This window comes from Clostridium merdae (assembly GCF_900176635.1).
Taxonomy (GTDB): Bacteria; Bacillota; Clostridia; order Oscillospirales; family Acutalibacteraceae; genus Faecalispora; species Faecalispora merdae.
This window is the reverse complement of the sequence record NZ_FXLN01000003.1, coordinates 162,949-187,027: the sequence shown is the minus strand read 5'-3', so window position 1 is coordinate 187,027 and position 24,079 is coordinate 162,949. Positions and strand designations below refer to the sequence as shown.

Below are 24,079 nucleotides of genomic sequence, written 5' to 3'. Positions count from 1 at the left end.
TTATTGAGCAACAGTGCAGCATACCTTTTCTGCCGATTTGCCAGCCTTCTGGTATTTCTCTACAATCAAATTAGCGCATTTATAAATGTCGCCGCCGCCTAAAGTAAGAATTAAATCACCCGGCTGTGCATGTTCCATTGCGTAATCTGCCATTTCTTCAAAAGTATCTAGGCATACGCAGCCCGGCACTTTATCAGCAAGATCCTTTGCATAGATTTGGTACGTGTTCGTTTCACGAACAGCCAGAATGGGGGATAGCACCACATGCTCCGGAATGGACAATGCCCTTGCAAAATCCTCAAGCAGCAGGTAAGTACGCGAGTAGGTATGCGGTTGGAACAATGCCCATACGGCACGAAAGCCCATACGGGATGCGGCCGTCAGTGTAGCGTTGAGCTCCGTTGGGTGGTGAGCAAAGTCGTCGGCTACGGTTACACCGTCAAATTTGCCCAGTATTTCAAAGCGGCGGTGCACGCCGGTAAAGCGACCAAGGCTTTCTGCCGCGGTTTTGGGGTCAATCCCCAAGTAATCCGCAACAGTCGCCGCCGCCAGAGCATTGAGCACATTGTGCTTTCCGGGTACGGAAAGGGTAATATCCGAAATCTTTTCTCCATTTTTGTAAAGGGAGAAGCTTTCGCAGGCTTTTGGCAAATCAGAAATGCCGTGAGCAGAATAGTCATTGTTTTCGTTCATGCCAAATGTAATGATTCTGGCATTTTGAATGCCTTCCACTGCTTTGCGGCAGTTTGGGTCATCACCGTTTATTACCAGCAAACGGCTAGTTTGGGAAGAAAATTGGTGGAAGGATTTAATGATGTTTTCCAGCGTACCAAAATAATCAAGGTGGTCTGCATCAATGTTTAGTATTACAGAGATTGCGGGTGAAAGCTGAAGAAAGGTGTCTACATATTCGCAGGCCTCACATATAATTGTTTCGCTTTTGCCAACGCGGCCATTGCCCCCAATAGCGGGGAGCTTCCCACCAATAATTGCGGAGGGGTCCACACCGCCGTCAATGCAAACCTGTGTTATCATTGCAGTTGTGGTTGTTTTGCCATGGGTACCGGAAACGGCAATCGAGTTCTTGTACCGGCGGCTGACGATTCCGAGCATTACGGAGCGCTCAATGGTTGGGATGCCGCGCTCTTCAGCAGCCATTAATTCGGCATTGTCATGCTTTACTGCAGCTGTATATACCACTAGTTCTGCATTGCCAATATTTTCAGCCTTGTGCCCCATAGTAACGGGAATCCCGTAAGAACGAATTCGTTCGAGCGTATCAGATTCATTCATGTCTGACCCCGTAAGTTCAAAGCCTTCATGGTGTAAAATTTCTGCGAGAGGACACATGCCTGAGCCACCAATGCCAACAAAGTGGATGCGCCTTACCTGCTCTAAAATATCATGATTCATAAGTTGTGGACTCCTTTTATCCTGTAATCGCCAATCTTTGGCGCGTAAAAATTGAAACGTCGTTGCTTTTGGTGCAAAAAGGCTTACCTATCTATTATATTGCTTTCCCCCCATAAAATAAACATCTTTTTTGATTTTCTGGCAGAAAAACCATCCTTGTATTCTTTTATGCAATCACACCGCTACCCATAAACCCATACTATATTTTAGCAGACGAAATAGGAGGTTATGAAGCTTGGAATGGAACAGCTTTGGAGTGATCGGCGGCGATCAAAGGCAAATAGCGCTGGCGGAATCCATCGCGGCTGACGGATATACGGTATATGCCTATGGGTTTGATAAATCGGCAGGGTTAAAAGGAGTTCGGCCTGCGGAGCTTAGGGACCTGGCCTTGGTTTGCGACACAATTATTTTGCCTTTGCCGGTCACGCGGGATGGGCAGCATTTGAATACGCCGTATAGCAGTGAACTCATTGAGCTTGACGAAGAGTTTGCACAACTAATGCGCAATAGGAGAGTGTTTGGAGGAATGATGGATCGGCTGTATTTAACCAGCGAGCTATGGCAGGAGATAGACACCAGCGATTATTTTGCCAGAGAAGAACTGGCGGTGCGCAATGCAGCGCTTACAGCAGAGGGAAGTATTGAAATAGCCATGAAGGAATACCCCGGCTCTATCGGGAAATCTCGCTGTCTTGTGGCGGGGTTTGGCCGCATTGGGAAAGCACTTGCTTACATGCTGCGTGGTCTTGGAGCAAACGTTACCGTAAGTGCCCGCCGACCAGAGGACTTTGCATGGATCGATGTGTACGGCTATGAGCCGGTGCACACCGGCAGTATCTGCCAAAAAGAACAATACGATATTATTTTTAACACCATACCGGCCCGTGTGTTTACTAGGCGGGTGTTATCTGCCATACCCACGGATACGATTTTAATCGATTTGGCGTCTGCTCCCGGTGGTGTGGATTCGGAGGCGGCGGAGAAGCTTGGGATTCGTGTGATTCCCGCTTTGTCTCTGCCGGGTAAGGCTGCCCCAAAGGCGGCTGGTGAGGTAATTAAAAGGACTATTTACAACATGATGGAGGAGTGAGAGCCTTGAGCGGATTAACCATAGGCTATGCATTAACAGGCTCGTTCTGCACCTTTGAAAAATCGGTGGAAAAGATGCGCCATTTAATAGAAGAGGGGCATAAACTAATTCCGATTATGTCGGATAATGCCTATTCTACTGACACGCGTTTTGGCCGTGCGCAGGACTGGAATCGAAAGATTGAAGAGCTATGCGACCACGAAATTTGGCACACGATTGTTCAGGTGGAACCAATTGGGCCAAAGCGTTTGGTCGATTTAATTTTGATTGCCCCGTGTACCGGGAACACCTTAGCAAAGCTGGCGCATGGAATAACAGACACCTCCGTAACAATGGCGGCAAAATCGCATCTGCGGGTTGGCGGGCCAGTGTTGTTAGCCATGTCAACCAACGATGCACTCAGCGCAGCAGCTCAAAATGTGGGCCGCTTAATGAATACGAAGAATTATTATTTTGTCCCGATGGCACAAGATGACCCGGTAAATAAACCTACCTCTGTGGTGGCAGATTTTGGTCTATTGCTACCTGCGGCACTCAGTGCTGTGGATGGCAAACAATTGCAGCCTGTTTATTTAAAATAAAATCAATCAGGGCGTTTTCAGGTGAAAACGCCCTTTTAATCGATTTAAATTTCATAAAATAACTTTTCATCTTTACTTCAAATTAATAAAATATCTTAGCACCGGAACATACTGTGGCTGTAAAAAAAGGGAACGCGCCGAAACAGGCGTGTTCCCTTTTACTAGCTATTGCTTTTCTCTTATTTTTACATCAGAGGAATTCAGCTTTGCAATTGTGTTTGGGTCAGCAATGCCGGTGACCTCCATTTTGTTTAGGTATTGAAAATCCTTAACGGCTTGTTCTGTGCCCTGTGTGTATTCACCGTTAATGGCGGTAAACATATATCCCAATTGATCCAAGCGGGTTTGCAGTACCTTAACCGCGTCGCTCTTATCGCCACGCTTATACGTTCCGGAGGGAACCGCACCTGCGGCTGCACTACTGGAAGACGATGCGGGTGCTTTACTGGAGCTGGAAGCGGAACTGCTGGAAGATGAAGAAGAACTGCTGCTGCCGCTTGAACTTGAGGATGACGGTTTGGATGAAGAGGAGCTGGAGGGCTTGGAGGAGGGGAGGGTACCTTCAAGAAGCTGTGGGTAAACCGTTCCCGCCATAAAGCTTACAGCCTGAATCATTCCTCGGCCTTGGTATTCCATATATTCCGGCTTCATCTCAAGTACTCGATTTTTTTGAACAGCTTCCAGCTTTTTGTAGTCGGCAGACTGCTCAAGCTCTTTTTTTACACCCTCTGCGCAGAATATGTACTGCGGGTTCGAAATGGTCATTGCCTCGGTGGTGGCTTGCCCACCACTGCTGCCTGCAAAAGCGTTAACCAGTCCGGCGCTTTCAATCAGCTTGCTGGCGAGCATATCACCCGTTACTGCTTTGCCTTTCGCATCGTACAAATAGCATACGGTTACTGGGGAGTTGGACTCCGGAATTACGCGTGCAATATCATCCAGCGTTAAAAAGATGTTATTCGCGGTTTTTACTCCCTTTTGGTAGCCGGTGGAGCCACCTTTTATTGCAGAGCCAACCTCAGAATAAAGGCGTTCCAAATCTGCACGGCTTGTGGCAGAGGGAAGAATAAGAGAAAGAACTCCCTCTTTCTGCAATGCGGCGGTAATATCGTCGCCAGGGTTTTTATCAAACAAAGCCAAGGTTGCACCAGTTGCTTTTACCGCTGTCGCATCCTTGGGGTCTACATTCGGCAGAACAGAAAGATCACTCTGGCCGCAATCGCTGGATTTTGCTTTTAGTGAAATTTCATAGCCCATGGCCAAAATAACATCGGCAAGGTTCGGTGAAAAAACGGCAACTCCAGCGGGTTCGTTTTTAAGTGTTACTGTCCCGATTGCCACGGGGAAATCCTTTTCAGTTGGGCCGGAACTAATATCCGCTTGCCCTGAGCAGCCTGCAAAAGCAGAAACAATTAATGCCGCCGAAACGATTCCTGCAATCGTTCGTTTCCATTTTCCCATACAATCCTCCCAGAATCTTATGTTTTCAGTCTTACAATGACAAAATGGTACCATAAAATTATAAATAAAATATGAAGATTTGCAAAGTAAGCAGTTTTATAAAATACGTTTCCCTTGCCGAATACGAGATTCTACAAGGCGAATATATTGCTGTGCACAGCGTGGGGAACGCCCAGCGCGTTCCAAAGCAAAGCGTTCCGCTCCAATGAGAAGCTCTGGAAGGTGCTCTGTAATGCCGTGCTGGTGCGCGAGTTTTTCAATAATATCTAAGTATTGCGCCTTGTCTGGCAGCATAAATCGCACGGAAAGGCCAAAGCGATCTGCAAGAGAAAGGCTCTCCTGAATGGTATCGCCACGGTGTATTTCGTCTCCCTCTCGGTCCGAAAAGGTTTCACGCAGCAGATGACGCCGATTAGAGGTGGCGTAGATCAACGTGTTTTCCGGTCTGGAAGCTAAGCCGCCTTCCAGTACGGCTTTCAGAGAAGCATAGGTGTCATCTTGCTTTGAAAAGGAAAGGTCGTCGATAAACACAATAAAACGCATTGGCAGCCCAGCCAAAAGCTCGACTAACTGAGGGAAATGAGGAATATCTGCCTTTGGCATTTCAATCAGCCGCAGGGTGGGGAACTCATGCAGCAGTGCTTTTACAGTAGAGGATTTTCCTGTGCCACGATCGCCGTACAATAAACAGTTGTTGGCAGGCAGACCCTGCACAAAAGCACTTGTGTTTTCGAGTACCATCCCTCGCTGAAGCTCATAGCCTTTTAAATCTTTGAGAAGTGTTGGGTCGGGATGCAGAACAGGGGAAAGTACACCGTTTCTCCAAATAAAAGCGCGGTTGCGGGCAAAGCGGCCGCAGCCATTCTGATTGTAAAATTCTTTTAGACATATTGTCCATTTTTCTGGTTGTTCTTGCTCCAGCGGTTCAATGGCTTGTCCGTTTTCCCACAAGGGTAAATTCAGATTGCTTGATAGTGTGCTTGCGGCCAAAATATCTTGTGCCGTAATCGCAGAAAGCTCTTTGAGTATTTTTAAATCTCGTAATGCGGCCGATTGTATAAAAGAAGAAGGCTCAACCCCGCCTGCGTATGCAAGCGAGAACGCATTCTCATCATATAAAACCGGTTCCGTGAATGCCCAAGAGAACTTTGTTTCGGCATTTTTTGCACTAAGGGTAGAAATAAGCTCTCCCCAAGCAGCCAAAAAGAGCTCGGGATTCTCATTGAGAGACGCACGCAGCAGCTTAATAAACGCTTTTGGTACGTTTTGCTCCAGTACGCCCCGATATATGGAAAGTGAAGCTATTTTATAGACAGCCTCCTGTATTTGCAGCATGAAAGTTACCCCTCTCCTATGATTTACTGTTATTGTACCGTTCGTGAGACTTGAAGTCAATAAAAGTGCTTGACTTTTGCATACTTTCTCTATAAAATAAATAGGCACGGACACAGGTGCCGGAATAGTGTACTTGTAGTTTATACTTGGAGACGTATCGAAGTGGTCATAACGAGCCTGACTCGAAATCAGGTTGTCCGCAAGGGCACGTGAGTTCGAATCTCACCGTCTCCGCCAAAATTAATAGGTTGAAACACATGCAGCTTTGTATTTGTTTCAACCTATTTTTATGTTATACTAAGCAATATTAAGTAAAAGTGAATTGACCAACAGAAAGGATAGAGGTTATGCGGAAAATTATAAAATACGTATTCGGCAGTGTTTCATTATTATTGTTTTTTGTAATGATCGATCCTTCCGGAGTTGGATTTAAATCACATATAAAAAAGATTAAGGATTGGGCTAACGGAAATAACCAGACTTTGAAATTTGATATGACCGAATGACACAAAAAAGTTGGCAAGTTTTCGATAAAAGAATTTGTCAACTTTTATTTATGCGGTTTTTAATCTGTTGAGGGAGAGTTTCTTACAAACGATTAAGTGAGGATTGGGGCTTACACGAAACAAATAAAACAATGCAAGGACACGACGGTTAAAAAGCTGTCGTGTCTTTTTGTATACATTTTGAAAGGAATGTTTTTATATTAATAAATCTACATCAACCAATTAAAATGGATTACTGATGACCATAAAAATGGAGGATAATACTATAATTGACAATAGTTTGGCTAAAAGTATCGCATAGGTTGATTTATTCAACCTTTATCAACTGCAAATCCATTGATTCCTTTCTGCCTACCAACTAAAATATAAACAGAGGTGATTGATATGAAGGAAATTAATATTGCAAAAGTGCTTGTTTCTAAGCGCAAGGAAAAAGGCATCACACAGGATGAACTGGCAAATTACATTGGTGTGTCCAAGGCGTCCGTTTCCAAATGGGAAACAGAGCAAAGCTATCCCGATGTTACCTTTCTTCCCCAGCTGGCTGCGTACTTTAATATTAGCGTTGATGAATTGATAGATTATAAGCCACAGATGACAAAAGAGGATATTCGAAAGCTGTACCGAAGTCTGTCGGATGATTTTACGTCAAAACCGTTTGATTCTGTAATGGATGCCTGCCGAAAGACAATCAAAAAATACTATTCGTGCTTTCCTTTGCTGCTGCAAATGGGAATTTTGATGATTAATCATATAGAATTGATAAAGGACGCGCAGAAAGCGGCGTCTTTGACTGCGGAAGCCAAGGGGCTTTTTATCCGGGTTAGAGAGGAATGCGACGATGTATTGATTACCAGGATGGCTTTGTTTATGGAAGCTTTATGCAACCTTATATCAGGGAATCCCGATTCTGTGCTAAAGCTGCTGGATGGATCAGTCGCGCCTGCGCTGCCTCCTGAATCGCTTTTGGCTTCCGCTTACCAAATGACAGGGCGCACCGAGGAGGCAAAATCCGTTTTGCAGGTTGGAATGTTTCAGAATATCGTCGTCCTGTTCAATTTCTTTACCGCTTATCTTACATTATGTGCGGATGTCCCATCCAAATTCGACGAGGTACTGCGGCGCTCGCTTGTCATAGCGGAAACATTTGATATGAGGCATTTGCATCCCGGTGTTCTGGTCGGCCTTTATATTTCAGCCGCGCAGGGATTTATTGTTCAGAAAAAGTATGATAAGGCGCTTGAAATGCTGCAAAAGTACACTGAAATTGTGATAAGCGATATTTATCCTCTTCGATTGCATGGCGATGCTTTTTTTGATTGTCTGCACGAATGGTTGGATCAACTCGATCTAGGAACGGATCTTCCACGGGATGAAAAAACCATCAGGAAAAGCATGTATGATGTGATTGTTAATAATCCGGTGTTTTCGGTTCTCTCAGATGAACCACGTTTTCAGTGTATCACTGAAAAGCTTCAACGCAACTGCGAATAATCTAAAATAAGGGGTAATGTGATTATGGAACACGAGAAATTGGCGGCAAAAAAACGACTGTTTATATTCATTGCGCTTACATTTATTCTTTCATGGATCGTGTTTTTGATGGTACCAATATGTGGGATACCCTATGGAAGAGGGGCGTCAGTAGTAATTGTGGCGGTCGCTATGTTTATACCTGCGCTGTGCAGTTTATTAACACGGCTCATAACAAAAGAAGGCTTTGGGAATATGTATATTCGACCGCACATCAAGGGGCATGGGAGAGCGTATCTGCTTTTGTACTTTGGCCCAACAGTCTTGTTACTCCTGAGCGGAGCGATTTACTTCTTGATTTTCCCCGGTTCGTTTGACCCAGAGCTTACAGCTTTAAAAGGGGTTATAGCTTCGAGTGGTGAGAAGGAGCTTGCGGCTTCCACACTGCTAACGGTTCAAGTCGTGATTTTTGTTCTCATCGCTCCGATTGTAAATATCATACCTACCATGGGGGAAGAACTTGGCTGGCGGGGGTATCTGCTCCCGAAACTGCGCTTGTTTTTTTCTGACAGGGCATCGTTAATTATTTCTGGAGCAATATGGGGAATCTGGCACTTACCCATTATCGTGATGGGTCACAATTATGGAACCACCTATTGGGGCTACCCAGTGCTCGGTATTCTAGTCATGATTGTTTTTTGCGTTGTACTTGGAATTATAGAAGGCTATGTATCAATTAAACTGGAAAGCGCCATTCCAGCCGCCATGATCCATTCAACAGTTAACGCAGGTGCAGCACTGCCAAGTTTTTTTGCAAAGAGTGGATATAACCCACTGCTTGGTCCGGCAATTACCGGCCTTATTGGTGGACTTCCCTTTATCGTTTTAGCTGTTATATTGTTAATAAAGGCGGGAAAAATGACAATGGTTAAAAATGAAACGCTTCAGCAGGATGAGGGGCAGTTGGTGCAAAAATAAGATTTTTATCTGTTAGAGGCCCTCAACTTTAATTAAGCAAATCACACAAGAAATACATAGCCATGAACGAAGCGCGGCATTTCTTGTACGAATAAATAGTGGTATACAAAGATTTTAAACGCGCAACAGGTTGTTTATAACAAACCCACACATTTCATCATGTGTGGGTTTGTTTTTGTTGAAAAAATCATTGATTCTACCGGTAATCTAAAACCTACGTATCAATAAATAGAGCCTTTTTACTCAAAATATACCAATTGACATATCAAACATCTATTGATTGTTACAATAAAAATACCAACGGTCGGTTTTTATGAAAGGAAAATTTTTATGATTAGCAAGAAATATAATTCCGAAAATACCATTGAGAAGATACTCGATGTTTCATCGAAACTTTTTTCACAAAAGGGCTATATGAATACCAGCATACAAAATATTGTTGATGAAGTGGGAATGTCAAAAGGTGCGATATTCCACCATTTTAAATCAAAGGAAGATATTTTTTACGCCGTTATTGATGCTCAAACAAAGGCCAGTCAAAAAGTCGTTCTAGAATGGCTAGATGACATGAAAGGACTTTCTGGAAAAGAAAAATTAGAGAACATATTATTTCGTAGTATAGGTGCGGAAGACCTTCATACTTTAGATGGACCCATTGCAGAAAAGATGGATGACGCAAAAATAATTTTAACCATGATGCGAATTAATTTGAGCGATACTGCCATGCTCATAGGCGAGCTCATACAGGAGGGGAATGAGGATGGATCTCTTCATGTATTGCAGCCTTATGAATGCGCTGAGGTTTTCTTGCTGCTCCTGAATACTTGGTGCGATACAATTATTTTCCCATGCTCATTCAAAAAATTTAAGAAGAGGCAAGCCTTTTCACAGACCTTAATGAAAAATACAGGGTTGGATATTGTAACCGAAGAGCTACTTGAGTTACAAATACAAACGTTAAAAAAATTATATAATTATATGTAAGAGAAAGAGATGAAAAATGATTAAAACTTTAAAAGTAATTTCTATGATATTTGTTTCAATAGCAGTTTTGTCCTTTACTGCCTGCAACTCAGGCTTAACAAACAGTAGTCCGCAAAATCAGGAACCCGCACAACAGGATGTTGATTATAAAAGTGCTTATGCAAAAGCAGAGGAGAAGTTGACTTAAACGTGGGAAACACTTGGTTCTCCGTCCATGCTACTGGTAATGCAAAATGGAAAGCCGATTTATGAAAAGGGATTCGGATTTATTAATAAAGAAACCAAGGAGACTTGGAATGCAGAAAGTATTACAAATATCGGTTCCGTTTCTAAGATATTTGTCACCGCAGCAATTTTGAATTTGGATCAAGAAAAAAGTTTGCAACTGGATTCTCCCGTTACACAGTATTTGCCAGAATTTAAAATGAAGGACGAGCGATATCATTCGATTACGGTTAGCATGCTCCTAAATCATTCTTCTGGTTTGCCGGGCACGCAATATGAAGACACTTTTTTATACGAAAGTACAAATGAGGGTTATTACCAACATCTAATTGAAAATTTAGCCAATGAAACACTCAAGTCGAATCCGGGTGAATACCCGGTATACTGCAATGAAGGCTTTATTTTGGCACAGAAAATTGTAGAAAAAGTTTCGGGTATGGATTATGCGACTTATATCAACAATAAAATTCTTGCCCCTATGAAGGTGCCTTCCATCCATCTTTCAGCAGATCAAATCATTACCGATAAATTTGTACGGAAAACGGACGCTTCCGGCAAAGTACAGCCACGGGAAGTGGTAATTGAAGCCCTGGCCGGAACAGGTGGGCTGGCTATGGATGCCAAAACGCTTGCCCTGTTTGGAAACCAGATTTTATCGCCACAAAATAGCGTACTGGATACCAAGCATATTGCATTGTTTTGTGAAAATCAGGCGATGTTCTCCGCATTAAAAGAAAACTCCGTTTTTAATGCTTTGGGTTGGGATTATATGAGTTATCCCTATGGCAATCTTCCTGTTTACTCCAAAAATGGCGGAACTATAGACTACCTTTCTCAAATTGTTGTAGCCCCTAAAAGTAACCTTGTTGTTGTCGGATTTGCAACAAATCCTGCGCAGAGTGGGGATGTTGTAGAACAATTGGTTACAGATCTTCTCGTTCTCAAAGGCGACATGAAGAAAACACAGATTTCTTCACAGGCTTCTAACATGAAAGCAGCAGTGACACCACAAAAAATGTTAGACATGCAGGGAAAATACTCTATCATTGGCGGTGCCTTGGCTTTTGATATTACGATTTCAGAAAACAGATTGAATTTACCGTTTGTTCCATTAAGCAAAATTGGCAATGAAGCAGGCAAAATTCCTTACACTTATATGGATGACGGAACTTTCTCTTCTCCGCAAACAAATGGCGCTTATGAAAAGTTTTCGTTTGAGACCATAAATGGAAAGACTTTTTTGATGCGGCACTTCAATTCAGATTACTCCAACTATAAAGTGGTTTATGCGCAAAAGGTTGAGGCGCAGAGCAGCTCGTACGGGTGGGAACGCTTAAACGGCACACTTTGGTTAAAAGAAGATATTAACCCAACTACTCTTTCCGGCATGCAGGATATGATTTCTCCGTTAACAGTAGACCCTACTACAACAGGCTTTGTTACGTTTATAAGACAAACCCCCTTTAAAACAGTAAGTGAAAGTCTAGCAACAACTGTGAATGAAACAGCCCGAGATTCCGGTAGCCTAATACAAAAGAACAAAAGCAGCATTTCGTTCCGTGGGAGTAATTATGTACTGTCATCTACTGCAAAAAAATATAGCGAAGACGTTCTAAATGACATATTAAAAAAAGGAAGCGATAAAACAAACTGGCTATTTTGCGATAAGGAAAACGAAGTTTCTATTAACGCAAGGTTTCCAGAAGTCAGAGTGATTGTTTTTGATCCAAACTTAACCCCTGTATTTGATAATGTAAACGCTTCAACAGAATCGGTTGTAAAAATTCCTGGCAATTCTTATATTATGGTTGCAGAAAAATAGCAGCACCTCTTTTACTTGTTTCAAATATGCAAGGCGAAAAAAGCGATTTAGATTTTCGTATTGTCTACAATGGTTCTCAATGAATCACACAAACACCCCCACAAATTTTATGCCGAAATTTGTGGGGGTGTTTTCACTTTTCTGTCTGCTATAATGATAAGCTTTCCTTTACCTATGAGTGATTTATGAGCGTATTATTTTATCAACCCCCAATCGGAAACGTATGAAGGGGATTTTCTGCTTTCTTATTAAATCGCAATAATTCCCTATAACATCATTTTAAAAGGCACACATAAAGAATTAAGCCACCTGAACCTTGCAGTAAGTGCAAATAGCAAGGAAAAAACACCGGGGATTTCAATCAGACCACCACTATTATGACTTAAGGTTGTGTGCAGTAATAATCGTATAGCTGTACGCATTTACGGTAAATTCACAGCCATCCACGGTAATGTACCAGTTTTTGCCTCTTCTTGTGATGGAAGCGTTCGCAGATTTGATTTTCTCTTTGCACCATAGTACTACATCCTCTGTATTGAGACGCAGGTTCTTTTGAATGCGTTTTGCCCCTAACTCCGTTGTGTGCAGGTGCTCTAAGTTCGAGATGAGCACCTCCGGTTTACAATCTTCGCAACAAAATACTGGTGTTTCCGTGGGCAATTTGTAGAGCTCCTCTGTAATCAGCGCTTTTGAAATAGCCATTGCGTTTAACCGGTTCTTGAGAAGTGTATGCTGTGAATTCCCCTCCGGGAACTTTTCCTGCGCCTTCTCACACTTATGAATAATGGAATTAATAGCACGGAGCGCCTCATTTAATTCTTCAGTAGTAAACTGCTTCATGTTGTATTCCTCACGGGTTTTTTAATTTTATGTTACTAGCTATGAAAGAATTGTGAAACTTACTTATAGATAGTGTAACAGAGGCTGTTTATCGTATTGTTTAATCACCCATGTCTTTCGCTTTCATTTTATCCAATTCTTTCTGCTGATTTTTTTTATACTTTTCACGGCCAGAAATCCAATCCCCGAGCATAAAAGAAATAAGTAAGATAAATGGAAAAAGTGAGTCTCTGTTCAATGGGAGAAGTCTGCTTGAAAAAATATAAATTGTTGCGATAATTAGAATCAAAGGAATGATTCCACCCCAAAAAGGATTTTTTAGTTTAGCACTAAGAAGATACTCTAGTGCCATTAATATTGCGGCAATGCCTAAGCTAATAAACAGTTCCATCATTTTTTCTCCTTTTCTTTTTTATATTTTTCTATAATAATTTTTGCAGTATCCAAATCAATTCGAGAATCAACGGCTAAGCCTTTAATAAAGGTTTGAAATGGTTCTTCTTCTTGTTGATCGCCGATTTCTATTTTTTGAATCAATTTATCTAACCGTAAACGAACGGTAGGATAGGAGACATTATATAATTTTGAAATTTCTTTTAAAGAACCAGAAGTTAACACAAAATTTTTTAGAAATGCAGCATCTTCTAATTCAAGAGAAAGTAGCCACATAGGAACCTTATTAATATCCAATATAAACTTTCCTTTCATAATTTGTTTAATATAATTTATTATATATTAAATTTTATTAAAATCAATATCGAAATAATAATTAATTAAAAGATTGAATAAATATTTAGAATTTAAAAAAATAGTAGGAGTATCAAATTTTACCAATTGACATATTGTGTGACGCACTATATGATATATACACGCAATAATGTTAGGTGGTTAATACATGGATAAAAGAGAAATTATCAATGGTTTTTTGGGAGAGCTGCGGCGAGGAACCATCATCCTCTGTGTTCTTGCCAATTTAAGCGAACCTACTTACGGTTATGGACTAATTGAAAAATTGGCCAATACGGGAATCTCCATTGAGGCAAACACACTTTACCCATTGCTTCGTAGATTAGAGGGGCAAGGATTATTGGAAAGCTCATGGGACACAGGCGGTGCAAAGCCACGCAAATATTACAATCTCACAAGTTTTGGCAAGGAAGTTCTTAGCGAATTAAAAAATCACTGGCATAGCACCGTACAAAACATGAACCAGATACTGGAGGGGATCTCATGAACAACGATTTAATCAATCGATATATTTACGCCGTAACCTGTAATCTGCCTACCAAATTACAAGCAGAAGTTGAAATGGAATTGAAAAACATGATTTCGGAGCTGCTTGACGCACGATGCGGTGAAAAAGAACCAACCGACAAGGACATACGCATTGTTTTAACGGAGCTTGGCTCACCGGAGGAGCTTGCCGTTAAGTACAGCGGGGAAGAGAGCAAAGCACTTATTAGCGGTATTTATTTTCTGTGGTTTAAAAGAATCGTAAAAATTGTTTTGCCAATTGCCTTCGCGGGGGTTGCCTTTGCAATTTTGATTTCCTCTTTTTCTGGGTTTCAACCATCCGTTGAAAATAACTCTGCCTTTATCTCAAATATGGTGTCGGAGATGCTATCTGGAGCTGTGAGTGCCGCGGTGCAAGCCTTTGTGTGGATTGTTGTGGTTTTTGCAATACTTGAACACAAAAAGGTCAAGTTTCATGAGGGGGATTTTTTATCAAAGCTCCCTGCTGTGCCCGATAAACGCGCGCAGATTAAAATATACAATCCCATTATCAACATTTTTTGGTACGTTGCCGCTGCTGTATTATTGTTGGGTTTCTCACACCTTATTGGCGGCTATACAAAGGGTACCGGTTGGATTCCCGCTTTCAACCAAGGATATATTCAAGAAGTATGGTATTTGATTATTATATGGGTGCTTATTGGTACTGCCTACGAAATATATCGTCTTATTGAGCGCCGATACAGTAAAAAATTAGCGGTGGCCACAATTATAGCCGACCTTTCCACGGGCATTTTAGCCACCTTGTTTTTTACAAACAATAGAATCTTAAACCCGAATTTCAACATAATTTTCCGTGCGATGTTTAATGTGAATGGCGAGGAAATTGGTCGTTATTTTCCACCCTTCCATTTAATTATGTTGGCAATGATACTGTTTGCATTGCTGTTAAATATGATTGTTACATCCGTTCGGGCATATCGGTACGATAAATGAAAGACAGTGTTTAAGCCGTCCTCGTTGTTGCAATGGACTATGTATGGTAGAGAAAAACCTGCAATCTTTGATTGCAGGTTTTTCTACTTAGTGACAGTAAAAGTCAAACTATTGCTCCAAATTCTTAATGGTAGAAAGTGAGTTTGCTCTTGCATTTTCAAAATATTGTATTGCAGCAGGGTGGGGGGAAGAGGGGGGCTGCATCCCGAAGCTTCATCGTGTTTGGTATAAGCCGTGGGGTCGTAAACCGCGCCGCTGCCTCCAATACCGCCAATTTGCATCATTTACCACACCTTTTTAAAATATATATCTTAAGCATACAGAAAAAGGGAAGCCGTGTACTGTAAGTTTCATCGTATCCCTATTTTCTTTCGTCGTGTGTATGCTATAATGGCAGAAAAAAAGGTGTTTTAGGAGGGGTCTCTTTGGTTTGTTACTTTAGCGGTACCGGCAACAGCCACCGGGTGGCCAAACAAATTGTACAACGTTGCGGCGATACTCTTTTTTCGATGAATCAAAGCCTAAAAGCCGGCGCGGAGGAGAGTCTCCATTCAGAAAAGCCGTTTGTTTTTGTAACACCTACCTACTCTTGGAGAATGCCCCGCGTTGTAGAGCAGTGGATGAAAAAGACCACGTTTACCGGCAGCAAGAATGCTTATTTTGTACTTACATGCGGAGATGAGTGCGGCAATGCCGCTCCCTATGCCAAGGCTCTCTGCGAGAAAAAGGGATTTACCTTTCTTGGTCTGGCTGGAGTGGTGATGCCCGAAAACTATTTGGCGATGTTCCCCACGCCAACTAAAGAGGAGGCAGAAACGATTCTGGCAGCCTCTGTGCCGCGAATTGCAGAGCTTGCTAGCATTATCGCTCAAGGTAAGTCTTTTCCTATCATTTCGCCCAGCTTGATTGACCGGTTAAAAAGCGGACCGGTAAACCCTTTGTTTTATACCTTCATGGTGTCTGATAAAGGCTTTGCGGTAGGGGACCGCTGTGTTGGCTGTCATTTATGCGAAAAGCGATGTCCCCTAAACAACATTACCATGGTAGAGAATAAGCCCCATTGGAACGGAAATTGCACGCACTGCATGGCTTGTATTTGCGGCTGCCCAGTGCAAGCCATTGAATATAAGAAAAAATCGAAGGGTCAGCCACGCTACTACATCATGGAAAACGAAAAAGATTGATTTATAATAAGAGAAAAATAAAAAATATGAAATGATTGCAACATTTAAGAGTCTCAATTGTATACCGATTAAAAGAACAAAAGCATAAGGAAAGGAAGAATAGAATGAAGAAGCGAATTGCGATTCTACTTTGTGCCGTTCTGGCATTCTCATTTACTGCTTGTACACAAGAGAAACCGGAGGCAAAGGATGACCCACAAAAGAATTCGAGTACCCAACAAATCCCTAACCCGTGGGTAGACTGTCAAACCATCGCAGATGCGGAAAAGCTGGCTGGCTTTACCGTCCTGGTTCCCAAAAGCATACCGGATGGTTATACTGAGGACGCTATTCAGGCGATAAAGGACAGTACCGTTCAAATTATCTATAAAAATGGAGAGGCTCAAATTGTTTATCGTCAGGGCAGAGGAACGGAAGATATTAGCGGTGTTTACACAGAATATAAAGAGAATAGCACATTAGAAATTGGCGACCTCACGGTTGCGGTAAAAGGAAATGACGGGAAAATATATTTGGCTACGTGGAAATACGGGGATGATTCTTTCTCCATTTATGCGAATTCCGAGAGCAAGGGGATGGATCGTCAAACGATGAGTGAGATGATTCGCAGTATCAACGCAAATGCTGCCAGCTCGGATAATGTGAAAACGCCCAACCCTTTTGCACCAGCGAAAACGTTGGAAGATACGGAAAAGCTGGCTCTTTTTTCAGTGACACTTCCTGAGAAAATGCCAGAGGGCTATTCGCAAAAGAGCATTGATGGCATTGAAAAGGAGCTAATTCAATTCACTTTTAGCAACGGGGAGAACAGCATTGTAATGCGTAAAGCGAAGGGCAGTGAGGACATTAGCGGCGATTATAATGAGTACAGCGAGAAAAAGACACTCACAGTTGGAGATGTATCCGTCGCGATCAAGGGGAAAGACGGTATGGTTAACGTGGCAACCTGGGTGAACGACAAATTTAGCTACTCTATTACAGCAGATAAAGGGTTAGATACGAAAACTCTGGGGTATTTAGTCAATGGTTTTCACTAAATAACGTACACGATAGCATGTTTGGCGGTACTGTATCCATGCAGTATCCCTACTCTTGTTATCAAGAAAGGTAGCATTATGGTTCGTTCTTATCGATTGCAATACGAGCAAAGGGGAGATAGGCGCTCAATAAAAGAGCTTGTTTACAAGCTCTTTTATTGGATACTTACATAAATGGGAAGCACAGTGTAATTGAAATACAGAGTGATTTGCGCAGTGAGCAAATTGATGAGCAGGCAGTACGACTAATGGATTCCTATGCAAATAGTGTTTTGCGACTGGCGTACTCCTACCTGCACAATATGAGCGATGCCGAGGATGTATTGCAGGAAACTTTAATTCAGTTCCTTCGGGCACAGCCGAAATTAGAATCTGTGAATCATGAAAAAGCATGGTTGTTACGCGTAACAATTAATTTAAGTAAAAACAAGTTAACTTATAATAAAAAAAGAAAGACGGATGAGTTAAGTGATACTCTAGCGGCTGCCGAGACGGAAGATTTGGCTTTTGTGTGGGATGCTGTAAAACCACTTCCCCAAAAATACGGGGAAGTGGTTCATTTGTATTACCACGAAGGTTACACTACGGCACAAATTGCATTGCTTTTAAGTAAGAATGAGGCAACGGTTCGCTCCCAACTGCAAAGAGCGAGGGCAAAGCTCAAAAAGGTGCTAAGGGAGGTATACGACTTTGAGGAATCGGTATGATGAAGCGATAAAAATATCAAAGTAACTGATGAAATGCAAAATAGAATTCTCGAAAATATTAATATATGCAACGAGAGAAAGCCCCTGAAAAAGTGGTAGCTTTCCCTTTTTACAAAAAGCTTTTACCCCTAGCCGCTTGCTTTCTGATCTTGGTGGTTGGTTCTTTCATTGTTCAAAATATGCTCAGTGAACCCAGTAAACCGCTGGAACACACAGCGCCTAATATTGTGTCGTACGACACTGGTAAGGATTTATCGAACGCTTTAGGCTTTGGTGTAAAACAAATTGGAAAGTTGTAAATTGAGAGAATTCAATACACTTCTTATTGGGATGAAATTGCCGAGGTCGAATACACTGGCTCAACAAACACTGCTGTTTTAAGGATGGCGGCCGGAGAAAGCGAGATTAGCGGCAATTACAATACTTTTACCAGTGTGGAAATCCGCGTAATAAACGCTTGCAGCGTTACAATTAAAGGGAATGATAATCAGTAGGGAATGATAATCAGTATACGCTTGCAACATGGCACAAGGATGGATATTCTTATTCTCTGCAATTGAATGAAACTGTTTCTTTACAGGTGATGGTTGATACAATACAGAGCATTGTTTAAGGTTCCTATCATTCAGAGTATATTAAATAATAAAAAGCAGCTGTGTTTTGACTGAAAATGCACAGCTGTTTTTATTACAGTAGATTCCAGTTAAAACAGGCTTACTCAATCACTCCATCTCGAACGGTAATCGTTCGGCTGCTGTTTTTGGCGGCCTCCGGCGAATGCGTCACCATAATAATTGTCTGCCTGTTTTCGCGGTTAATGTCGTATAGCAAGCGCATAATTTCGGCTCCGGTTTTACTGTCGAGATTTCCGGTAGGTTCATCTGCAAATAGAATTTCAGGGCTTGTGATGAGCGCGCGGGCAATGGCCACACGCTGCTGCTGCCCGCCGGAGAGCTCACGGGGGGTATGGGTACGCCGATCTGATAAACCCACTACTTCCAAAATGCGCTGTAACGAATTCTGGTAATCCCTCATTTTTTTACCGTCTAAAAGCAAGGGGAGCATAATGTTCTCTTCCACATTCAGGTTGGGGATGAGATTATAGAACTGAAAGACAAAGCCTATCTTTTGCCGCCGAAACCGGCTCATAGCTTCATCCGTAAAACGGGAAATATCGGTTCCGTTTAAGAGAACCGAGCCACCTGTGGGGGAATCCAAACCTCCTAGTATATAAAGGAGTGTGCTTTTACCCGAGCCGGATGGCCCCATAATGGATACAAACTCCCCCTGCATCACCTGCAAGGTTATATCACTCAACACCTTAGTTGTGGTATTCCCAAACGGAAAGTCTTTTACAATGTGTTTGCACTCAACGGAAATGGTATTGGTTAATGGTGTCATTGGTAAGCCCTCCTTGTTTATTACGATTCCATTTTAATCTCTTCCACTAATTTCATCTTACGACTCTTCACAATGGGAACAATGGAACCAAGCAAAGTGACCAGTATTCCCATGGCACCGGCGGTGAGGAAGGTTACAGCGTTCAGCTCTGGTACCATTGCAATCTTAGGCCCAGCAACTAAAAAAATGGTTTGTATCTCCATATAAGATACGGCTATGGCAATGGCAGCACCCATTAAACCCGAGGTAAAGCCTTCGAGCAATAGGATTTTCCTGTTCTGTCGGTTGCTTAGTCCCACAGATTTATACACTGCAATGGTACGCCGTTTTTGCATGAAGCTAATGAAAAGATTATTCATAACCCCAATGGTTGCCAGCAGCAGAATAAAATAGGTCATGCTGTGCATGGGCTGCAAAAAGGCGCCCACGGTAGAAAGCGCATCTGTGTTAAATTCCTGCACGGTTCTGCTCCAGTTCGGAGTATCCCCAAACAAATTGCGGAGCTGCACCATAATAGCGTCGGGGTCAGTGGCAGTATAGGCTAAAAATCCATATCTGTTCTTGCCAAAATCGGCTACTGCAAAGTTTGAAGGAATCACGGCCTCGACATCGGTTGCACGGGACTTAAAGCTGCCGACGATAACATAAGAGTTTGAACGTCTGCCATTTGAAACCGTGAGAGTTTCGCCAATAGAGAAACCGGAGCGTTTTAAAAAGCTTTCATTTACGATAATGGAGCGTTTTGATTCAAATTCAGAGACAGCATTTTTTTGCATGCTCCGCTCTGAGTAGTGAAGTGCAAACATGGAGCTATACCATTCCAGATTATCCGTAGCTTCCAGTCGGGAGAATAGCTTTTTATTGCTCTCTAGCTCATTTTTAAATACATAGAGGGGAAGAACTTTCTCAATACCGTCCAGCTTTTTTACCCGTTCCACAAATTCAGGTTCCATTTCTGCATCCGCAAAGCCTTGTAGCTCTGCGCCTTTAAAAACATCGCTAATATAGGTCGTTACAAAATTGCCTACAACGCTAATGGCAATCACCGCAGAAATGCTGATGAAAAGCAGGGTGATGTTCTGTGCAATGCTTTTGTTTTCCTTCATATTCCGGGCGGCAAGCCTGCCTTCGTTTTGAAAAAGAATCCCATATACGCGCTCCAGAACAGTGGAAGCCCAATTGGTTATAGGCGGGATGAGGAATATCGTCGCCGTAATCATCCCGAATAAAGAGAACCCGCCTGCCACATATAACAATTCCCCTGATACAGTCTTTGGCAAAAATACAGAGAGGAGAAATAAGACAGCACTGAAGCCCACAAGAAAGCGGCGGGGGATGCGTTTTTCTTCAACCGTTCCTAAAATAACATCCTTAACTGGCAGGCGACTTGCCCGTCGCACCGGCAGCCAAGCACTGAGCAGAGAAACGGCAACCGCCATAGCAAAAGAGACGAATATACTCAGCGGGGTGATTACAACTGGAATTTCAATTCTTTGAGAGAGGGATTGCCCCATTCCGTGTAGAATGAATGTTAGGATAAGCATCCCTACCGGAATACCCAAAAGCCCACCTAAGCCACCGTATAACAGGCTTTCCCAAAGAAGAATACGGGTAACTGCCTTTTGAGTAGCGCCAATACTGCGAAAGGTACCAATTGCCGGTAACCGTTCTAATGTGATTACCTTGTAACTGCTATAAATAATGAAGATACTAATGGTCAGCGAGAAAAAGCTAATTAAGAAAAAGGGCATCGATTTTTGTTGTGCATCAACCGCTATTTGGGATTCGTTTATTATTTTTGAGACCTGAAATTCGCTGGCAGAAAGCTTTGTCCTTAGCTCCCTTAGCAAATCATCGGTAGAAACTCCCTCGGCAGGCTTTATTAAGATTTCGCTGTATCCGTTTGGGTTGCCTAAAATCTCCATGAATGTGGAAAGTGGTAAAAGCGCCGTTGCTCCTCTTGTGTGACGCAAAAAAACAGTATCGTAAGCAGCGATATTGGCTACCTTAAAAGTAAAATTACCTCCTTTGATTTGTAGGGTAATGGTGTCACCTTTTTGAATCCCGTATTTCGCAGTGAAACGGTCTGGCAGAATAATGCTATTGCCGGTAAATTCCGTAATCTCGCCGTTGTCTATCAAACGCGGCTTGTTTATTTGATTTAGCTGTGATAGGTCTGCGGCTATTAGGTCAATGGATTCGTAGTAGCCATTTTCGTGGTATAAGGCGTTTTCCTGCAGCATGCCAACGCTTGCTCCGATCGAAGATAAAGAAGGGATCGCACTTAACTTTAACGAGTTCTGTTTGCTAGTGGAGGTAACAGAAATCGTTGCGCTGCCAGCCATGCCCCGCGCCATTTTCCGTTGGGCGCTCTCGTAAGATGCGCCGATGGAAAAAGAAACAAAGAGTAGTGTAGTAGAAAGAAGAATAGAAAGTAGCATAACGGCAGTTCTTGTTTTGTGTTCTTTTAAATTGGTTACGATATATTTGGAGATGATTTTCAACGAAGCACCTGCTTTCTATTAGCATAATAATTTAAGTTAATATTGAAGTAGATTTAAAATATATAAAGGGCAAAAAAGCCAATAAAATAGAATAAGGCTGGCAGTGATCCTTTCAAAAGGATACACTGCCAACCTTAATTTACTTTTTAGAGAAGCTTAATAAACCTTAATGAATCGGGAATTGAAGCTGGAACTTGGTTCCAATACCCGGTATACTGTTTACGGAAATTGTGCCTGCGTGAAGCTCAACAATGCTTTTGGTAATAGCAAGCCCCAAGCCCGTTCCCTCCGGCTTGTGCTCGGTGCTGGTACCCCGGTAGTACCGCTCAAAGAGCGATTCGGTTTCATCTGCCGTCATTCCTTTTCCATTGTCAGACACGGTGATGAAGAGAATGGAATTCGAGAGGTTCACTTGCAGGGTGACCTCCGTATTTTCAACGCCGTGCACAAAAGCGTTCAGGATTAAATTCTGAAACGCTCTGGTAAAAAGAGTATGGTCAAAGGAATATAAAATAGTATCTTCAGTCGGTTCAAAATGAATGGTACGATGCTCATATGCCGGGTTGTTTAAAATATCAATAATTAATTCTTTTAAGAAGCGGGTGACATTCTCTTCTTGCTTATTGAAAGGTAGCATGCCATTTTTTAATTGGTAGGTTAATTTTAAATCCTCGATTAATGTCTCCATGTAAGCTGCATTTTTCTGTATCACACTTGCGTAGCGCACGATCTGCCCCTCGTTTTTATCGCCGCGCTCCTGCAATAGTTCGGCGTAGCCTTTAATGGGCGATAATGGTGTTTTTAAATCGTGGGTAATGTTCGAAATCCACTCTTCGCGCATTTTTTCAGTTTGTTCCCTCAGCTTATCGCTTGCTTTTATTTCTGTATTCAAGGCATTTAAGCTATTGTATACATCTCCGAACGCGCCATGAGGCGGAATGGGAAAATAACTTCGCGCGGCAATCTCTTTCATTGCGGCCGTTAAACGGCTCATGACCCGGGTTGTCCAAAATCCATAAAAGATACCTGAAACAAGTACAATGATGAAAAGAGTACTTACAATGAGCAGAACAATCGATTTTCCACCTCCAAAATTATCCCCGCTGAAATACATGGTAACCATTGAGATTTTAAAGGGGAAATGGAGGAGATAAGTATAATCATTTCCACTATTTTTTACGCTCCCAATCAAAGTAGAGGTTTCACTATTTTCGAATTGCCCTGTCTGTTGAAGCCGTAATAGTGCCGTGTTGGAATAGTTGGAATTTGCCTGCTCTGGTTTTTGGTAGTGGTATATTTCGTGCCCAGCAGGGTTTAACACCTGTAATCCAATACGATTTTCTTGCAGCAGCTCAATGCCTGCCTGCCTAATATGCACTTTGCCATCCGTAAATAGTATCTGCTTGTTGAATTCTTCTGTAACTGTTTTTGGCCAATCACTTTTTACCAAGGAGCCACTCGGTGTTCTTACCGTAATTAAAAAATAGAAAAGGCACATTGCCGCTATTATTGCACCAAGCAGCGACAGGAAGAAAATCAGGTAAACGTGAAAAATGGTGCGAAAGCCAGATTTCTTCATTTAATCAATCCTTTTCTTTAGTTTATACCCCAAGCCTTTCACCGTAATAAGCTGTCGGGGAGCGGATGGCACATCTTCCATTTTTTCACGGAGATGGCGGATGTGAACCATAATGGTATTATCGCAAATACTGCTGTATTCACCCCATACCTGCTCATATAAACGCTCTTTGCTGATGATTTTATCCGCGTTCTCTATAAAATAGGATAGCAGAAGATATTCCCGGCCTGTAAGGTCAAGCTCTTTGTTGTATTTATAAATGCGGCAGCTATCGCGATTGAGAGAAAGAGGGCCGACCTCTAGGAGCTTGTTAACGCCAGCACCGCTAGATATTTGGTATTGCTGACGGCGAAGCTGCGCCTTAATACGAAAGACCACTTCCCGTGGGCTGAACGGTTTGGTAATGTAATCGTCGCCTCCACTAGAAAGACCAAGAATCTTATCTATATCATCATTTTTAGAGGATAGAAACAGAATAGAGCAGTAAGAGAATTCACGTATCTTTTTGCATACTTCTAAGCCGTCAAGGTCAGGGAGCATAACGTCCAGCACAACAACATCAGGATGAAACTCCCGGCAAGTTTCTAGTGCTTCAAGCCCAGTGTAAGCTTTTTGAATCGATAGGAAGCCGTCCTGCTGCAAAACCTCTTCTATTAAATTCACAATATCCTTTTCGTCGTCTACCAATAAGATTTTGCTCGTCATTTTTATCACCCACCTTAGTATT

At 42.3% G+C, this 24,079-nt stretch carries 23 protein-coding genes and 1 tRNA gene; 14 read left to right on the top strand and 10 right to left on the bottom strand.

The features are described from left to right. Positions 1-1,413 carry a UDP-N-acetylmuramate--L-alanine ligase gene (gene murC, locus CAN90_RS02755; RefSeq protein ID WP_085832299.1) on the bottom strand — a complete coding sequence of 471 codons (1,413 nt, stop codon included), beginning with the start codon at positions 1,411-1,413 and terminating at the stop codon, positions 1-3. A 235-nt stretch (positions 1,414-1,648) separates the two neighbouring features. Between murC and dpsA the strand changes: the two genes are divergently transcribed. Together dpsA and CAN90_RS02745 are read left to right on the top strand one after the other, a co-directional pair. Further along, the gene (dpsA, locus tag CAN90_RS02750) at positions 1,649-2,506 is read left to right on the top strand and encodes a dipicolinate synthase subunit DpsA (RefSeq protein WP_085832298.1); all 858 of its coding nucleotides are present in this window, start codon (positions 1,649-1,651) and stop codon (positions 2,504-2,506) included. Positions 2,507-2,511: 5 nt separating this feature from the next. Then, the gene (locus CAN90_RS02745; RefSeq protein WP_085832297.1) at positions 2,512-3,087 is read left to right on the top strand and encodes a dipicolinate synthase subunit B; all 576 of its coding nucleotides are present in this window, start codon (positions 2,512-2,514) and stop codon (positions 3,085-3,087) included. A 165-nt stretch (positions 3,088-3,252) separates the two neighbouring features. On the opposite strand, the gene CAN90_RS02740 is transcribed toward CAN90_RS02745, so the two are convergent. Both CAN90_RS02740 and CAN90_RS02735 read right to left on the bottom strand, forming a co-directional pair. Then, positions 3,253-4,548 carry a peptidoglycan-binding protein gene (locus CAN90_RS02740; protein ID WP_085832296.1) on the bottom strand — a complete coding sequence of 432 codons (1,296 nt, stop codon included), beginning with the start codon at positions 4,546-4,548 and terminating at the stop codon, positions 3,253-3,255. Between the two features lie 96 nt (positions 4,549-4,644). Continuing rightward, entirely contained in the window at positions 4,645-5,883 is a 1,239-nt protein-coding gene (locus CAN90_RS02735; protein ID WP_242953558.1) for an ATP-binding protein, read from the bottom strand. A gap of 148 nt (positions 5,884-6,031) precedes the next feature. On the opposite strand from CAN90_RS02735, the gene CAN90_RS02730 reads away from it, so the two are divergent. From CAN90_RS02730 to CAN90_RS02710, 6 genes are all read left to right on the top strand, one after another. Next, positions 6,032-6,120 (top strand) — tRNA-Ser (locus CAN90_RS02730). A 653-nt stretch (positions 6,121-6,773) separates the two neighbouring features. After that, positions 6,774-7,883 carry a helix-turn-helix domain-containing protein gene (locus CAN90_RS02725; RefSeq protein ID WP_085832295.1) on the top strand — a complete coding sequence of 370 codons (1,110 nt, stop codon included), beginning with the start codon at positions 6,774-6,776 and terminating at the stop codon, positions 7,881-7,883. 24 nt (positions 7,884-7,907) lie between these two features. Further along, the gene (locus CAN90_RS02720; protein ID WP_085832294.1) at positions 7,908-8,840 is read left to right on the top strand and encodes a CPBP family intramembrane glutamic endopeptidase; all 933 of its coding nucleotides are present in this window, start codon (positions 7,908-7,910) and stop codon (positions 8,838-8,840) included. Positions 8,841-9,170: 330 nt separating this feature from the next. Beyond that, on the top strand, positions 9,171-9,824 hold the full coding sequence (locus CAN90_RS02715; RefSeq protein WP_085832293.1) for a TetR/AcrR family transcriptional regulator: 654 nt from the start codon (positions 9,171-9,173) through the stop codon (positions 9,822-9,824). 16 nt (positions 9,825-9,840) lie between these two features. Then, a complete protein-coding gene (locus CAN90_RS13575) occupies positions 9,841-10,011 on the top strand; it encodes a hypothetical protein (RefSeq protein ID WP_159450350.1) in 171 nt (56 codons plus the stop codon). 27 nt (positions 10,012-10,038) lie between these two features. Next, complete coding sequence (locus tag CAN90_RS02710; RefSeq protein WP_085832292.1) at positions 10,039-11,871, top strand: serine hydrolase domain-containing protein; 1,833 nt, start codon at positions 10,039-10,041, stop codon at positions 11,869-11,871. 375 nt (positions 11,872-12,246) lie between these two features. On the opposite strand, the gene CAN90_RS13910 is transcribed toward CAN90_RS02710, so the two are convergent. From CAN90_RS13910 to CAN90_RS02695, 3 genes are all read right to left on the bottom strand, one after another. After that, on the bottom strand, positions 12,247-12,711 hold the full coding sequence (locus CAN90_RS13910) for a DUF3781 domain-containing protein (RefSeq protein ID WP_085832291.1): 465 nt from the start codon (positions 12,709-12,711) through the stop codon (positions 12,247-12,249). A gap of 100 nt (positions 12,712-12,811) precedes the next feature. Beyond that, the gene (locus tag CAN90_RS02700; RefSeq protein ID WP_085832290.1) at positions 12,812-13,105 is read right to left on the bottom strand and encodes a hypothetical protein; all 294 of its coding nucleotides are present in this window, start codon (positions 13,103-13,105) and stop codon (positions 12,812-12,814) included. Then, entirely contained in the window at positions 13,102-13,401 is a 300-nt protein-coding gene (locus CAN90_RS02695) for a DUF2089 family protein (RefSeq protein WP_085832289.1), read from the bottom strand. Before CAN90_RS02695 ends, CAN90_RS02700 begins: the two co-directional genes overlap by 4 nt. A gap of 205 nt (positions 13,402-13,606) precedes the next feature. On the opposite strand from CAN90_RS02695, the gene CAN90_RS02690 reads away from it, so the two are divergent. The 6 genes from CAN90_RS02690 to CAN90_RS02660 all read left to right on the top strand — a co-directional run bounded on the left by CAN90_RS02690 (position 13,607) and on the right by CAN90_RS02660 (position 18,167). Then, a complete protein-coding gene (locus tag CAN90_RS02690; protein WP_085832288.1) occupies positions 13,607-13,945 on the top strand; it encodes a PadR family transcriptional regulator in 339 nt (112 codons plus the stop codon). Then, positions 13,942-14,940 (top strand): hypothetical protein, encoded by a 999-nt coding sequence (locus tag CAN90_RS02685; RefSeq protein WP_085832287.1) that lies wholly within the window; start codon positions 13,942-13,944, stop codon positions 14,938-14,940. Before CAN90_RS02690 ends, CAN90_RS02685 begins: the two co-directional genes overlap by 4 nt. A 425-nt stretch (positions 14,941-15,365) precedes the next feature. Then, a complete protein-coding gene (locus tag CAN90_RS02675) occupies positions 15,366-16,124 on the top strand; it encodes an EFR1 family ferrodoxin (RefSeq protein WP_085832285.1) in 759 nt (252 codons plus the stop codon). A 104-nt stretch (positions 16,125-16,228) separates the two neighbouring features. Beyond that, entirely contained in the window at positions 16,229-17,161 is a 933-nt protein-coding gene (locus CAN90_RS02670; RefSeq protein WP_085832284.1) for a DUF4367 domain-containing protein, read from the top strand. Positions 17,162-17,319: 158 nt separating this feature from the next. Further along, positions 17,320-17,868, top strand: a complete 549-nt coding sequence (locus CAN90_RS02665; RefSeq protein WP_242953557.1) for an RNA polymerase sigma factor — start codon at positions 17,320-17,322, stop codon at positions 17,866-17,868. Between the two features lie 65 nt (positions 17,869-17,933). Next, complete coding sequence (locus CAN90_RS02660; protein ID WP_085832283.1) at positions 17,934-18,167, top strand: hypothetical protein; 234 nt, start codon at positions 17,934-17,936, stop codon at positions 18,165-18,167. Positions 18,168-18,582: 415 nt separating this feature from the next. On the opposite strand, the gene CAN90_RS02655 is transcribed toward CAN90_RS02660, so the two are convergent. From CAN90_RS02655 to CAN90_RS02640, 4 genes are all read right to left on the bottom strand, one after another. Beyond that, positions 18,583-19,269 (bottom strand): ABC transporter ATP-binding protein, encoded by a 687-nt coding sequence (locus CAN90_RS02655; protein WP_085832282.1) that lies wholly within the window; start codon positions 19,267-19,269, stop codon positions 18,583-18,585. A 20-nt stretch (positions 19,270-19,289) separates the two neighbouring features. Further along, positions 19,290-21,773: an ABC transporter permease gene (locus CAN90_RS02650; protein WP_187138288.1), complete on the bottom strand. Its 2,484-nt coding sequence runs from the start codon at positions 21,771-21,773 to the stop codon at positions 19,290-19,292. 166 nt (positions 21,774-21,939) lie between these two features. Beyond that, entirely contained in the window at positions 21,940-23,352 is a 1,413-nt protein-coding gene (locus CAN90_RS02645) for a sensor histidine kinase (protein ID WP_085832281.1), read from the bottom strand. Continuing rightward, entirely contained in the window at positions 23,353-24,057 is a 705-nt protein-coding gene (locus CAN90_RS02640; protein ID WP_187138287.1) for a response regulator transcription factor, read from the bottom strand. Between the last annotated feature and the right edge of the window lie 22 nt (positions 24,058-24,079).

What these genes read in the sequence shown, in the direction of transcription:
- CAN90_RS02725 (WP_085832295.1), top strand. Translation starts at nt 6,774, where the DNA reads ATGAAGGAAATTAATATTGCAAAAGTGCTTGTTTCTAAGCGCAAGGAA.
- CAN90_RS02640 (WP_187138287.1), bottom strand. Translation starts at nt 24,057, where the DNA reads ATGACGAGCAAAATCTTATTGGTAGACGACGAAAAGGATATTGTGAAT.
- CAN90_RS02710 (WP_085832292.1), top strand. Translation starts at nt 10,039, where the DNA reads ATGCTACTGGTAATGCAAAATGGAAAGCCGATTTATGAAAAGGGATTC.
- CAN90_RS02670 (WP_085832284.1), top strand. Translation starts at nt 16,229, where the DNA reads ATGAAGAAGCGAATTGCGATTCTACTTTGTGCCGTTCTGGCATTCTCA.
- CAN90_RS02735 (WP_242953558.1), bottom strand. Translation starts at nt 5,883, where the DNA reads ATGCTGCAAATACAGGAGGCTGTCTATAAAATAGCTTCACTTTCCATA.
- CAN90_RS13910 (WP_085832291.1), bottom strand. Translation starts at nt 12,711, where the DNA reads ATGAAGCAGTTTACTACTGAAGAATTAAATGAGGCGCTCCGTGCTATT.
- CAN90_RS02715 (WP_085832293.1), top strand. Translation starts at nt 9,171, where the DNA reads ATGATTAGCAAGAAATATAATTCCGAAAATACCATTGAGAAGATACTC.
- CAN90_RS02645 (WP_085832281.1), bottom strand. Translation starts at nt 23,352, where the DNA reads ATGAAGAAATCTGGCTTTCGCACCATTTTTCACGTTTACCTGATTTTC.
- CAN90_RS02655 (WP_085832282.1), bottom strand. Translation starts at nt 19,269, where the DNA reads ATGACACCATTAACCAATACCATTTCCGTTGAGTGCAAACACATTGTA.
- CAN90_RS02685 (WP_085832287.1), top strand. Translation starts at nt 13,942, where the DNA reads ATGAACAACGATTTAATCAATCGATATATTTACGCCGTAACCTGTAAT.
- CAN90_RS13575 (WP_159450350.1), top strand. Translation starts at nt 9,841, where the DNA reads ATGATTAAAACTTTAAAAGTAATTTCTATGATATTTGTTTCAATAGCA.
- CAN90_RS02740 (WP_085832296.1), bottom strand. Translation starts at nt 4,548, where the DNA reads ATGGGAAAATGGAAACGAACGATTGCAGGAATCGTTTCGGCGGCATTA.
- CAN90_RS02660 (WP_085832283.1), top strand. Translation starts at nt 17,934, where the DNA reads ATGCAACGAGAGAAAGCCCCTGAAAAAGTGGTAGCTTTCCCTTTTTAC.
- CAN90_RS02700 (WP_085832290.1), bottom strand. Translation starts at nt 13,105, where the DNA reads ATGATGGAACTGTTTATTAGCTTAGGCATTGCCGCAATATTAATGGCA.
- CAN90_RS02690 (WP_085832288.1), top strand. Translation starts at nt 13,607, where the DNA reads ATGGATAAAAGAGAAATTATCAATGGTTTTTTGGGAGAGCTGCGGCGA.
- murC (WP_085832299.1), bottom strand. Translation starts at nt 1,413, where the DNA reads ATGAATCATGATATTTTAGAGCAGGTAAGGCGCATCCACTTTGTTGGC.
- CAN90_RS02720 (WP_085832294.1), top strand. Translation starts at nt 7,908, where the DNA reads ATGGAACACGAGAAATTGGCGGCAAAAAAACGACTGTTTATATTCATT.